The organism is Paenibacillus sp. AGC31 (assembly GCF_057334655.1).
The window spans coordinates 74,094-87,148 of the sequence record NZ_JBHFJH010000005.1 but is presented as its reverse complement, the minus strand read 5'-3'; the positions used below and the strand labels follow the sequence as shown (position 1 = coordinate 87,148).

13 protein-coding genes are annotated in these 13,055 nt (G+C 46.9%); 2 read left to right on the top strand and 11 right to left on the bottom strand.

The genetic code is table 11. The features are described 5' to 3' along the window. Positions 1-61 precede the first annotated feature (61 nt). The 4 genes from ACE04G_RS04150 to ACE04G_RS04135 all read right to left on the bottom strand — a co-directional run bounded on the left by ACE04G_RS04150 (position 62) and on the right by ACE04G_RS04135 (position 3,103). Positions 62-1,123, bottom strand: coding sequence for an LLM class flavin-dependent oxidoreductase (locus ACE04G_RS04150; protein ID WP_091035571.1), 1,062 nt, complete (start codon positions 1,121-1,123; stop codon positions 62-64). Positions 1,124-1,438: 315 nt separating this feature from the next. Then, the gene (locus tag ACE04G_RS04145; RefSeq protein WP_340028072.1) at positions 1,439-1,693 is read right to left on the bottom strand and encodes a hypothetical protein; all 255 of its coding nucleotides are present in this window, start codon (positions 1,691-1,693) and stop codon (positions 1,439-1,441) included. A 110-nt stretch (positions 1,694-1,803) separates the two neighbouring features. Continuing rightward, on the bottom strand, positions 1,804-2,616 hold the full coding sequence (locus tag ACE04G_RS04140; protein ID WP_449003710.1) for a class I SAM-dependent methyltransferase: 813 nt from the start codon (positions 2,614-2,616) through the stop codon (positions 1,804-1,806). Positions 2,617-2,761: 145 nt separating this feature from the next. After that, positions 2,762-3,103 carry a zinc ribbon domain-containing protein YjdM gene (locus tag ACE04G_RS04135; protein ID WP_169482263.1) on the bottom strand — a complete coding sequence of 114 codons (342 nt, stop codon included), beginning with the start codon at positions 3,101-3,103 and terminating at the stop codon, positions 2,762-2,764. Between the two features lie 236 nt (positions 3,104-3,339). Between ACE04G_RS04135 and ACE04G_RS04130 the strand changes: the two genes are divergently transcribed. Continuing rightward, entirely contained in the window at positions 3,340-4,491 is a 1,152-nt protein-coding gene (locus ACE04G_RS04130; RefSeq protein WP_221820056.1) for a VanZ family protein, read from the top strand. Between the two features lie 176 nt (positions 4,492-4,667). On the opposite strand, the gene ACE04G_RS04125 is transcribed toward ACE04G_RS04130, so the two are convergent. The 7 genes from ACE04G_RS04125 to ACE04G_RS04095 form a co-directional block, all read right to left on the bottom strand. After that, on the bottom strand, positions 4,668-6,125 hold the full coding sequence (locus tag ACE04G_RS04125) for a carboxylesterase/lipase family protein (protein ID WP_449003647.1): 1,458 nt from the start codon (positions 6,123-6,125) through the stop codon (positions 4,668-4,670). 280 nt (positions 6,126-6,405) lie between these two features. Beyond that, the gene (locus tag ACE04G_RS04120; RefSeq protein ID WP_221820058.1) at positions 6,406-7,500 is read right to left on the bottom strand and encodes a metallophosphoesterase family protein; all 1,095 of its coding nucleotides are present in this window, start codon (positions 7,498-7,500) and stop codon (positions 6,406-6,408) included. Next, positions 7,500-7,838, bottom strand: coding sequence for a DMT family transporter (locus ACE04G_RS04115; protein WP_062836644.1), 339 nt, complete (start codon positions 7,836-7,838; stop codon positions 7,500-7,502). Before ACE04G_RS04115 ends, ACE04G_RS04120 begins: the two co-directional genes overlap by 1 nt. After that, on the bottom strand, positions 7,835-8,605 hold the full coding sequence (locus ACE04G_RS04110; RefSeq protein WP_449003646.1) for an HAD family hydrolase: 771 nt from the start codon (positions 8,603-8,605) through the stop codon (positions 7,835-7,837). The genes ACE04G_RS04115 and ACE04G_RS04110 overlap by 4 nt, the downstream gene beginning before the upstream one ends. Positions 8,606-8,700: 95 nt before the next feature. Then, the gene (locus ACE04G_RS04105; protein WP_449003645.1) at positions 8,701-10,074 is read right to left on the bottom strand and encodes an ABC transporter substrate-binding protein; all 1,374 of its coding nucleotides are present in this window, start codon (positions 10,072-10,074) and stop codon (positions 8,701-8,703) included. A gap of 241 nt (positions 10,075-10,315) precedes the next feature. Next, entirely contained in the window at positions 10,316-11,161 is an 846-nt protein-coding gene (locus ACE04G_RS04100) for a carbohydrate ABC transporter permease (protein WP_235599520.1), read from the bottom strand. A gap of 59 nt (positions 11,162-11,220) precedes the next feature. Beyond that, complete coding sequence (locus tag ACE04G_RS04095) at positions 11,221-12,096, bottom strand: carbohydrate ABC transporter permease (RefSeq protein ID WP_036671737.1); 876 nt, start codon at positions 12,094-12,096, stop codon at positions 11,221-11,223. A 199-nt stretch (positions 12,097-12,295) separates the two neighbouring features. Between ACE04G_RS04095 and ACE04G_RS04090 the strand changes: the two genes are divergently transcribed. Beyond that, a complete protein-coding gene (locus tag ACE04G_RS04090; RefSeq protein WP_449003644.1) occupies positions 12,296-12,862 on the top strand; it encodes a GbsR/MarR family transcriptional regulator in 567 nt (188 codons plus the stop codon). Positions 12,863-13,055 lie beyond the last annotated feature (193 nt).

Here is a 13,055-nt window from a genome sequence, read left to right as displayed (position 1 = left end):
CGCCTTGGGCATGCTCCTTTTTTCGGTTGACTTTATCTAGTTCCGTAACGGTTTCAGTCGATTAACGTGCCTCTTGGTTCTCAGCTTCCCAACGTGCAATTTCTTTGCGCACAATTGGAGCGACTTCTTTACCCAGCAGTTCGATTGCTCTCATAACCTCGTTGTGCGGCATGGTGCCGAGGGGGGTGTGCAACATGAAGCGTGTGATCCCAACTTCTTTGCGCAGGTAAATAATTTTCTGAGCTACGGTCTCCACGTCACCTACATACAATGCACCCTCCAGGCTACGCGCTGCATCAAATGTTGCACGGCTGTAGTGTCCCCATCCACGTTCACGACCCAGTATGTTCATGACCGCTTGCGCTGGCGGGAAGAATTTCTCCACAGCTTCGTCTGTTGTATCGGCAATGAAGCCGTGAGAGTGAGAAGCAACGGTCAGTTTGGAAGCATCATGTCCCGCATGTGCAGCTGCTTTCTTGTACAGTTCCACCAGTGGTGCAAATTGTACCGGACGGCCACCAATAATGGCAAGCACCAGTGGCAAACCGAGCAATCCTGCACGAACGACGGATTCCTGATTACCGCCACTGCCAATCCATACCGGAAGTTTCTCCTGTACCGGGCGCGGGTAGATGCCCAGATTATTAAAGGAAGGGCGGTGTTTGCCTTCCCAGGTTACTTTTTCCGAATCACGCAGCTTGAGCAGCAAATCCAGTTTCTCGTCGAATAACTCATCGTAGTCGTTCAGATCATAGCCGAATAGTGGGAACGATTCGATAAATGATCCCCGCCCTGCCATAATCTCTGCACGCCCGTTCGAAATGCCGTCCAGTGTAGCAAAATCCTGATAGACCCGAACCGGATCATGCGATGAAAGCACCGTTACTGCACTCGTCAAGCGAATATTCTTGGTCTGTGAAGCTGCGGCCGCCAGAATGACTGCTGGTGATGAAGCCGCATAGTCAGCACGATGATGTTCTCCCACGCCATATACATCCAGACCCACCTGATCTGCCAAAACAATCTCTTCAACAACATCGCGAATGCGCTGCGCATGACTGATAAGTTCTCCTGTTTTTACATCCGGATTCGTCTCCACAAATGTACTAATTCCGATTTCCATTGTCTGTTCCTCCCTGGTATGAAGCGATCCGTTGTTCATCTTACCTATTGTAAGTAGATCACCTTTTGTTATGTATCTTAATATTGAACTATTTTGATAAAAAACACAAGTACCCTCTGTTTCCAGAGGGCACATTTATGTTTATTTTCTATAAATTATGGCTTATCTATACTTAGTTCCATCAGGTTGGCATTAATTACAACACCAGTCTGTTTCATAAAATTAAATCCCAGAATTCCGTCAATCTCTAGACCATAATCCATATTTCCTATTTCAATCTGAAAATTATTAATCGTGTTCCATCTGAAAGTTTCATCAGAGACCTCTCATGCCAACATATCGTTCTCTTGCCACAACTTCTGGACGTGAAGTGTGAAAAAAGCAGTATTCCCGTCTGGGATCTTCCTGATGCAATTCACCATAACGTTTTAGTGCCTTTGTAGAATCATCAAATGAATCAATAACAGCCATCTCTTCAATATAACGCTGGCCTTCTCTTGAATGCGCCTTGGTTGCCTCAAAAACGACCCATTCATTTGGGAATCGCTCCTGAACTTCCTTCCATTGCATAGTGACACCTCCAGACCATTTGATAGAAATATTATATCATGTGCAAACAGCATTCCTTGAGCTGATATTCTAAATCACATAAATTTTTTAGAGCATTGCCTGTAAATCTATTATTTCTTTCTCCCAATGTACAGCAGGTGCGACGAGACACCCAATATGGAAGGGTCTTTGGCGGCTTCAATCATATAGTGCATGAGTTCATCATACTCGCCGCGTTCTTGCCAGTGTTGTAGCTGCTCGTCCGTAAGCATCGCTCTAAGGCTGGATGAACCGATCAAATCCACGGTTTCAAATCCATGTTGTTCCATGAAGGGTTTAACGTCCTGAATATTAAAATAGTATGCTCCCGTAAATCGTCCTTGATCCTGATGATCGAATATACCCTTTTCCACAAAAGAACGAATGGCATCCATGTTATCATTCGGTTTCCAGTGCTGCGGGGATTGCAGCGAATTGATACTCATGCGCATTCGGCTCTGCATGGCTACAAACACCACGCCCCCTCGCTTGGTTACACGGTACAACTCCCGTACAGCAGCCGTGCGCTCTTCGTCTGTCTGCAGATGATATAACGGCCCCAGCATGAGGGACGCATCATAAGTCTCGTCAGCCATACCGGAGAGCGAAGTCGCATCGAGAACATGGAATCCATCGAATTGCTGTGTCAAACTAAACTCCTCAGCCTTTTGCCTCGCAGTATCCACCGAGGAAGGTGTCAGATCCGATAAAGTGACCTGGTACCCCAATTTCGCAAGCTCCATGGCATACTTTCCTGGTCCTGCGCCATTATCCAGAATACAACCAGCAGTGGGGAGATGTCCCCTGATGTAATGCATGTTAATGATGAATTCAATTGGTTCCCGCTCCAGTCTGCCCCATTCATCAAACCCTGAATAATATTTAATAATGTGATCTCTCTTCATCGCTCTGACACCTGCCTTTTCTAATATGTAGACCACCTAACCATGTTCAAAATTAAATTCCAACCAGTATATATCTACCAAATATTTCCTGTCAAACAAAAAACGTTCAATTCCCATTGAATACGGAACTGAACGTTTCTCGAACTTATATCTTTTTCACAAACTCAGACTTCAACTTCATTGCACCCAAGCTGTCGATCTTGCAATCAATATCATGATCCCCATCAATTAGGCGAATATTCTTCACCTTCGTGCCCTGTTTAACCACGAGTGAGCTACCTTTTACCTTCAGATCTTTAATGACGGTAACGGTATCGCCATCACTTAACACATTTCCGTTGGCATCACGGATTACTTTTGCATCCTCTGCATTCTCATTGTCTGCTTCCAAAGACCATTCATGCGCACACTCCGGGCAAACCAACAGGTTACCATCCTCGTACGTGTACTCCGAATTACATTTCGGGCAGTTAGGCAAATTAGACATATGTATTAAACTCTCCATTCTACGATTGGCTTTCCCGCAAGTATACGGGATATCGACGGTATATTCCATACGCTAGGTCACTGCATGGATGGATTTAAACCAAATTTAAGGTTCATGCCTCCCTCACTTTAAGGGTAACTGCTTATGATGTAACTAATAGATACGCACTACACATACATGAATTTTAATGTCTCTATGAACTGTTATTATATTTAAAACCAAAGGAGTTCCTGCTCATGTCCTCATATGTTTTTCCTGTGCAAACGGCTTTTTTTATCTTTGTCGTTGCCGCCATGTTCTTGCTGGTGCCATGGTTGATCTACGGATATCGTAAAGACGGTTTCTTCAGCTGGTCACGGTTTGGCATCAGCTTTTCGTTTATCTTTTATATTCTGGCCGCCTATTGCCTCGTCATTCTCCCGTTTCCGACTACGCGAGATACCTGTGCACAGCAAGCTGCTGACACGATCTACTACAATCTGGTTGCATTCACTTTTGTCAAAGACATCATGAAGGAAACACCCATTGTATGGTCTCAGCCTTCCAGCTATCTCAGTATGATTCAGGGCAGAGCTTTTCTGCAAGTTCTATTTAACGTCCTGCTTCTCATGCCGCTGGGTGTATATATCCGTTATTTTTTTCAAAAGAGATCATTCTGGAAGTACGCCCTGGTTGGTGGATTCGGGCTTTCCTTATTCTTCGAGATCACTCAAATCACCGGATTTTACGGGTATTATAATTGTCCTTACCGCCTGTTCGATGTGGATGATCTGTTATTGAATACTTCGGGAGCAGTCATTGGATTCTTCACAGCGCCCATCCTGCTTGCTTTATTCCCATCACGTGCAAGCATTCAGGCGAAGAGCGAACAGATCGTGGAGGAAAACCAGGTGTATGTTATGCCTCAATTGCTCGCGTTAATTATTGATGGAGTCGTTGTTGTCTTCCTTTCGAATCTAATCTCCATCTTTACAGCGTCTGATGTGATCAGTGATGCGCTAAGTACATCCATTGCTATGGTCATTGTGCTGTTCTTCATACCTTGGGTGCGAAATGGGGTAACTCCAGGCTCGGCTATCTTGCGATTCCGCTATGTGGATCGTCAGACCGGCACACCTACCAGTGAATCATTATTCAAAAGATTTGCCGCACTCTATGTTCCATGGCTGCTAGTTACGATCATTCGCTTGGTCAACGAATATGCCTTTTCAGGTCATCAGGATGTTATGCTTCAGCCTTATCAAATGTGGATCTCCTTGGGGACATTCGGTATCTATATGTTAGTCTACGCCGTGCTTTGTGTTCATGTCTTGACCGTACTCTTCTCCCGTGGAAAACGTTCCTTCTACTTCGATGAGGTGTCCCGCACACGTGCTTCTCGTAAATAATGTTTGGAGTTAACAAGGCATAATGAAGGCATAATATCCCTCTAATTAGCGCTTACGTTCTGCTTACTATTCAGCCGGATCACCTAAAGAGGACGTTCATTCTCAGAATGAACGTCCTCTTTTTAATTTGCTCATTGCAACTATTTAGAGTATCCATACACAATAACCAGCCTGGATTATAACCCTAACAGCTCTCGCTTGGCTGAATCCGGATCATGTACAACCTCAATCTCATGGTTGAAGATTAGTGTCGCACGATCCTGCTCATATTCAGGCCAGTTCACACCTGCAACCTCAGGTTTGCCATTCTTGGCAAAGGAAATCCATGCATCCTGTACCTTGAGAGCAAGTACCGACGCAGCTTCGTCGGGCTCCGCATTCATGAATTTAAGGACATGCAGTGTATTGAACACAAAGAACATTTCGATGCTGTGAATTGCTCTTTTCAACAGGGGATGTTCCGGCATGACCCAATCAAATCGATACATCCACACGGGGGCATACTTCTGCTGTGCCGCAGCATATTGCAGCGATGACCGCCAGAAGAACATATCGGTCATAACTTGAGCTTGTCCATCAGCCGTTTTCGGATAACTGTCCGCGATGGATACCCGGTTCTGCAGATCTGGTGTCATAAAGTCTACGCCCTGAACCATATCGATTTCTTTTGAATACGGTACATGCGGCTGGATGAACAGTGCACCCTCGTGCAATGTTGTACCAATCAGCACCGGGATGTCCTGTGCTGATCCTTCGCTCACCGCCTGCAGTGGAACCTGTGGAAGTATCTCCCCATCCAATACAGGTTGGAAGAATAATGCCATGCCCGCTCCGCTCTGCTGTTTGGCCGTTTCAGCAGCTGCAATAATCTGTTCTACAGGGATTGTACTTAGCTTCTGCAGATTATCCCGGTCCACGCCAAGAATCTTCAGTATCCCTTCCCGCATAGCTGAAGCTTGCTCTGCCGGCATGAATTGTGAAGCACCGCTCTCCATAATGGCACGATGGAAGTGTCCTTTGGCCGCTGGCATCGCCATCAACGCCGCAATACTCATGCTGCCTGCTGATTCGCCGAACACCGTAACCTGGTCCGGGTTACCACCAAAAGCAGAGATATTGTCCTTCACCCATTGTAACGCCGCAACCTGATCCAGCAGACCTGCATTGGATACAAATGAATCATCCAATGGGGCCATGTGAAGGAAACCCAAAGGTCCGAGTCGGTAGTTGATTGTCACAACGATGACCTCACCCCGAACCGCTAACTGCGTACCATCATACATAGGCTGGCTACCTGAACCTGATACGAAAGAGCCGCCGTGAATCCATACCATGACCGGCAGTGGTTCCGCGCTTTTTTCCTTAGGCGCCCAGATGTTCAGATATAGACTATCTTCTGACTCATTCGGAAGTTCTGTCAGGCCTTCTGGTTGATGATTTCGAGGTTGTATATTCTCAGGTCCAAATTGAGTGGCCTGTCTGATTCCATCCCATGACTCGGGTTGTATCGGAGCCTGGAAACGTAATTCACCTACTGGGGGTTTCGCGTAGGGAATGCCCTTCCATACGCTTGCACCATGCAAAAGCTCGCCTTGAACTGTACCGTACTTCGTTGCAACTTGAAGTTCTTTCATATGCCGCCTCTACTTCCTCTCCATGAATAGGTTAGACTAACGATTAATAAGTTAATGTGTACTTATTTGAGTATAGTTTGTACGAACACCCATTTACAACTTTACCCAGTATTATATGCCCCTACTACGTTTCACGTGGAACTTTATGGGGTGGATGATCTGATACATACCTTTAAGATGGACACCAAAAAGGCCACCCTTTGAGCAGTATCATCAAATCTAACTTATCTTAATGATATTGACCCTTAGAATGACCCCTTCCCGTTGACTATCCTAATAACTAACCTTCTACAGGATAATGCACCGTAAACGCAGCACCCTCGATCCATTCACCCGTAACAAAGTTCCGTCCCTTCACAACCACTCGATCCTTATAAACCTCCACATGAAGTCCTTCACTGCCCTCCAGATGTTCATCCTGATCCGTCCAGAGATAACCTACAGACGACGCATTGAACATGGTTGGCATCTGGCCTGCACCATCGTACATCGTATGCTGTGCCTCCAGCTGCCAATGGGTGTGACCCGAGAACAGGATCGCTTGCGGGTATTTGGCTAGAACGGCCTTGAGTTCTGCATCCTGATTCACACCATACCAGCCTTGTTCCTTCATCGATCCTGCCACCGTATCCATAAGCGGCTGGTGTAAGAAGAGAAAGATCGGTTGATTCGGTGTTGCATGCTCAGACAATTTGGCATCCAGCCACGCCAATTGTTCAGCCGACATATCGCAATCCTTCGGATGAGGTTGCTCGGTGCCCAGGAAAATATAATGATACCCATCAATCCAATGGTCGTGGTAAGAGCCCCTCATGCCGGTTGTCCCTTCAAAATCACTTAATCGACGCTGCCATAACCCGGAAACTGTAATGGGGTCAACTCCTGAAGAGATCGCTCCCCCATCCTGGCCCTCCTGCTCCGTAGGTGCAGCAGACAACGTATAGGTTCCGCCCGATAACTGCTCAATCAGTGCAGCTGATTCAGCAGCGGTTTGTTTTGTGACCAGCTCCATATCTGCTTCCTGCTCCAACATGTCGGCTACTTCATCCTCTTTCAACTCAAGCAAAATGATCGGCGGATCTTGCCATACCACGGCTCCAATATCATGATTACCTACCGTGTACCGGATATCCGGCAAGTGCTCCGCATGTTGCTTCCATATACGTTGCAACTCACGGTACTCGCTCGGCAGACCTCGATCCGTCACATCGCCCACATGCATAATCCCACTGCTTCCCTGACTGAATGTAGCTATATCGGCTAATGCTTGCTCCAGATGTCGGTTATGAATGTGGTCTGCCTCGTCCCGTACATGCGTATCTGTAATGACTTGGAAGGTAGTAAGAGGTTGCTCAGGTGTATGTTCATTTTCCATCAAGAATCACTCCATTTCAGTCCAATAATGCCAATCAGAATAAAACCGATCCAGACCATCGACGTGAGCCGCAGACGTTCACCGAAATAGTAATGCCCTACGACGCCAATGAGTGTAATGCCCACGCCAGACCAGATCGCATAAGCTACAGCCAGCGGCATATACTTCACTGCAAAATTGAGGAACGTAAAGCTTGCGCCATAACAAACAAACATCATAATCGAAGGCCATAACCGTGAGAATCCATCCGATACTTTTAGCAAAATAGTAGCACTCAGCTCCAGTCCGATGGCCAGAGCCAACAGAACCCAGCCCAAGTAAGCGTGACTGTTCGTCATCGGCCAAGCCCACCATTCAGCAATTCATGGAACGATTGAATCGTTCTATCCGCCAAGCGGATTTTTCCCGGTTCTCCAATGCCAATCCTGTACCCCGCACCAGCGGTTCGTGCCATCTCCATATCTCCATCCGTATCTCCAATGACCACCGTATGCTGCACAGATACACCCAACCGTTCACAGGCAAGCAGAAGCATATCGGGAAAAGGTTTGCCCCGCTCCACCAGATCCGTACCAATCACCACGTCAAAAAAGGATTCTAGTCCCATCCACTGCAAATGTTTAATTGCACTTGGTGTATCATCTGCCGTCACTACACCCATAACCACGCCTTCGCTACGGCACTGTTCCAGGAATGCTTGAACTCCCGGTAACGGACGTGCTGGACGATGCTGCTCCATCTCTTCCTCCGCTCGCGCCAAGCATCCCCGAACCATAATCTTGGATTGCGCCCAGCTGAGGCCCGCACGATATCCATGCCACGTCAGCACGGCATACACTTCATCCATGGTTCCCATCGCAAGCGGCCCTCGCACGTCATACCCATTCATTCGGCCTTGTTCATCGTGGAATGTACCCCAGATCTGCGGAAGTTCCTCTGTGTTGATACGCAGTCCTCGGATTGCCAACTGATCTCTGAAGTCGTTCAACACACAATCGGTCCAGAATCCCCACATACCTGTAAAATCAAGCAATGTCCCGTCCTTGTCAAACAAAACGGCTTCAATCGGATTCGGTAATCCGTCCACATACGTCTCATCTTGCATTGGCTAAACTCCTTGTCTGCGATCTTGTATGAACGAAAAGGACGGTACAGCATGTACCGCCCTTTTCGCTTAATTCACATGCCTGTATACGATTATTATTTTGCTACACGATCCAGTTCCTTCTGCGCTTTCTCTTTCGCTTCCTTCAGCGCTTGTTCTGCTGGCATATTATTGATCTGAACCTGATCAGCTGCATCTTTCAATGCATCATTGATCTTGCCACCCGTTGGATCCTGGAATGGAGCCGAAGCGTGAGCTGCCTGTTGCAGTGGTACAGTGACCTGTGGATTTTCCTCACTGAATTTCATGAACTCTGGATCTTGTTGAGCCGATTGACGAACTGCGATATATCCGGTGTTCATGGACCATGAAGCTGTGTTCGAAGTCTCAGAGAAATACGTAAGCCACTTGTAAGCTGCCTGTTGTTGTTCAGGAGTTGCAGCTGACGGAATACCTGCCGAAATGGCACTGGCTACCGGTTTTCCTTCACCAACACCTTCCCAGCCTGGTTGTTGCATGGCAGCGACTACGCTAAAGTCCAAGTCCCCTTGGTCACCGCTAGATCCGGTATAACCTGCTGCTTTATTTTTCATCACATCATCAATCGTTTTGTACCAGTACTCCCAGCCCTGACCTCCATAGTGAATACCCATAATCTTGTCTTCGTTGATCCATTTACGGAACATGTCCCATGTCTCGATCCATTCCGGAGAGTCGATCATGACGGTTTTGCCATCGTCGCTAAGAATCTGTCCGCCCTTACCCAGCACGGCATCGATCATATTGTCTCTACCCCACATCGGTTCCCAACCATAGAAGGTGGTCTTGCCATTTTCTTGTTTGCTCATCTTCGCAGCCGCCTCAGCCAGCTTCTCCCATGTCGTCAGACTCGCTGGGTCGATTCCGTTCTCCTTGAACGTATCCATGCGGTAATACATGATCTGGGTTGTACCGTACATTGGCAAAAAGTATTGCTTTCCATCCACCTGTCCCTGGTTCAGGAATGTCTGAATGAAATCGTCTTTCTTAAAATTCGGATCAGCGGCAATCATCTCATCCATGGGTGCGTAATATCCTTTGCGTGCCCAGTCTATATTGGAGCTGAGTACAGCGGCTGGAACCTTCTTGGAAGCAATTGCTGCTTGCAGCTTCTGTTCCGTTTCCGTGTAATCTGCTTGTACAATCCCTTTTACAACGACTTCGTTCTGGGAGGCGTTGAACGCATCAATTGTCTTTTTCATGTTATCGCCCAGATTACCACCCAGACCATACCAGAATTCAATCTCCACCGGATCTTTCGCCTGAGCTTCGGTTCCACTGGCAGCAGCCGTCGTGCCTGATTCTGTGGGTGCTTGTGTTCCACAAGCGGTCAGCAGTGCAAAGCTGGTCGCAAGTACCAGCGACATGCCACCCTTCCAGTTCAACCTCAATCTCTTTTTCCATGTCATGCTTGCCTGACTCCAATTCATTGTTGTTCCTCCCGTTTTAGATGAAATGGTAGTTTGCATAAATTGAACTAAACAATATTTACACTAGCCACTCCAATGACAGAACAACCTTCCGATCGCTGTTATCCCCAGATTTTTTTGATTCCTTTTTATAAAGGTAAAATCCGGGGATAAAGGCGAGCGCTTCGCTTCTTCAGATTATTTCTGTCCTCTTCGTTTTGTGTAAATGTTTATTTCAATTTATATAGTAAGGTAGTTAATCTCAGTTCTTGTTCACACCAGCCGTAATATTCACACTCTGCATGATCGTCTTCTGGGTGAACAGGAAGAGAATAAGTAGGGGTGCGATGGTGAAGGCACTCGCAGCCATAATCTGTGGCCAAGCCAGTCCATATGCTCCGCCTTCTACAAAGAAGCTGCGCAGACCCGCTGATACCAGCTGTAAATCAGGGTCTTTGGTGATGAGCATAGGCCAGAAATAGTTGTTGTACTGTTCAATGAACGTAATCAGAACCATCACAGCGAAGCTTGAGCGTACAAGCGGTGTGATAATCGTCCAGAGAATCCGAAAATGAGAAGCACCGTCCAGCTGTCCGGCTTCCACCAATTCATGAGATACCTGCATGAACGCCTGCCGGATCAGAAAGATCGAGAACACGCTGACACAGTTGGATACAATTAAGCCTGTGTAGGAATCCAGCAAGTTAAGCTCACTAAGCACCAGGTAACTAGGCAGATACACGGCCGTACTCGGTATCATATAACCCACCAGAATCAGGGATGTCAGTACACCTTTGAGACGGAATTTCATATGTGTCAGGGCGTACGCCATCATACTGGAGTTGACGATCTGAAATAGACAGATGGCTAAGGCCACCCCGGTACTGTTCAGGATGTAACGGGCAAATGGTGCCGCATTCCAGGCATCCACGTAGTTGCTCCACAGGAACGTCTCTGGCCAGAAGGTCGGCGGAAACTGCCAGATCTCATCATTGGTTTTAAACCCGCTAATGACCATCCAATAGAAGGGAAAGGCTGTACCCAGCGCGATAACGGCTAACAGAAGGTAGCGGATTAATTTACTTATTTTAAAATTCGGTTGTGACACATTCTGCAACTCCTTGCGCTTCATCCGTTTTGACTTTTTGGTAGGCAATGTCATTGTCATTAGTAGTGCACCAGACGTCTGCCAAGCAGGAAGGATACTCCCGACAGCAACACGCAGATCAGAATAATCACAACGGCGATGGACGAAGCTTCACCTACGTTAAAGGATTCGAAGGCAGACTGGTAATACATATACAGCAACGTTCTCGTTGATCCCGCTGGTCCACCCTGCGTCATGACATTAATCTGGTCATAGGCTTGCAAGGACTGGATAGTAAGAATAATCGAGAGAAAAAATGTCGTTGGTGAGATCAGCGGCAGTGTGATACTTCTGAACTTGTCCCAACCGTTGGCTCCATCGATTGAAGCTGCTTCGAGCAGATCGGACGGTAGATTTCGTAGCGCAACGAGATAAAATACCATCGCCCACCCGATCGACTTCCAGAGTGTGACGATCAGAACGGCAACCAGTGCCCAGTCCGCGTCACGCAACCATCCGATCGGAGATACGCCAACCCAGCCCAGCATCAGATTAGCGAGTCCCACTTCGGGTTCAAAGATCCAGGACCACGCAATGGACACCGCAACTGTCGGGGTGACCCAAGGTGAGAAGAGTAATGTCCGGAAGATGCCTGATGATTTGATCTTGCTATTCATGAGCATCGCAAGTGCCAATCCGCCCACAATGGTTGGGATTACACTTCCAAGTCCGAATAACAAGGTTACTTTCAATGAACGATAGAATTCAGAGTTTGTCAGCAGATAACTGTAATTGTCCAAACCAACGAACAGCTTATCCGGGCTCATGAAGTCCCAATCGGTGAAACTGAGATAAACGATATATCCCAGAGGTCCCAGCCAGAAGATCAGCAATGGGATTAGAGCTGGCAGCGTGAATAGAACCGCCTCAGACTCCCTCCATAGTTTTAAACGCAAATCCCCCACTCCTTACTGTCCAATTTTTCTTTAATGATTGGGAATTTTTGAGTATAATCAGCTTTATATTTATTCTGTACAAAATTGATTGTACACTCGTATTGAAAATTCTAATTCCGGCTTATGTTAAAATTGGAGCAAGTCATGTAAAATGTGAAATGAAAACAGGGAATCCCATCCATATACTAGAGGTGAGATTGTGGGAAATGACGCTGCCGAGGATCAGAACCATTCTTCGTTGTCCTATCGGCCTGAGCTGAGGAAAAAGGTAATTGGTGCGATTGCAAATACGATGGATCTTTACGGAGTCAATCATTCATTTGGTCAACTGTATGGCATTATGTATTTTGAAGATCGCCCTATGACGCTGGAAGAGATGAAAACATCCATGAACATGAGCAAGAGTAATATGAGTTATGCAGTACGTTCTCTTACCGAATCCCAGATGATCTATAAATTGGAGGAAAAACGGGAACGCCAGGATCAGTATCTGGCTGAAACCAACTTTTTCCGTACATTTCAGAACTTCTTCGGGGCCAAGCTTCAACGGGAAATTGACGTGATGCAGGAAAGCCTTGGCGAGGTCATTCCGGAGTTATCGGAGATTATTCTCGCCAGAACAACGCTGCCGGAGGAACGGGAAGACGCTTTGCGGGATTTGCATAAACTTCAGCATGCCGAGCAGTATTATGAGTGGTTGCAGGGATTTGTAGACCAACTGCGGGATGGTGTTTTTTTCAAAGACGCCTCACATGAGAGTGATTAATACAGCGTTGCGAAAAGATCTCCCATTCACGATCAATGAAACGAGCTTCTTACGAAAAACCAACACAAGGCCACCCCCAGGGGTGGCCTTCTTTGTTACACTCGTGGATTCGCAGGTGTTCAATTCGATCAAAATGTATACGTGCCATCTCGATCGCCCACGTTGTGCCGTCGCCAAGAATGCTATACAGTGC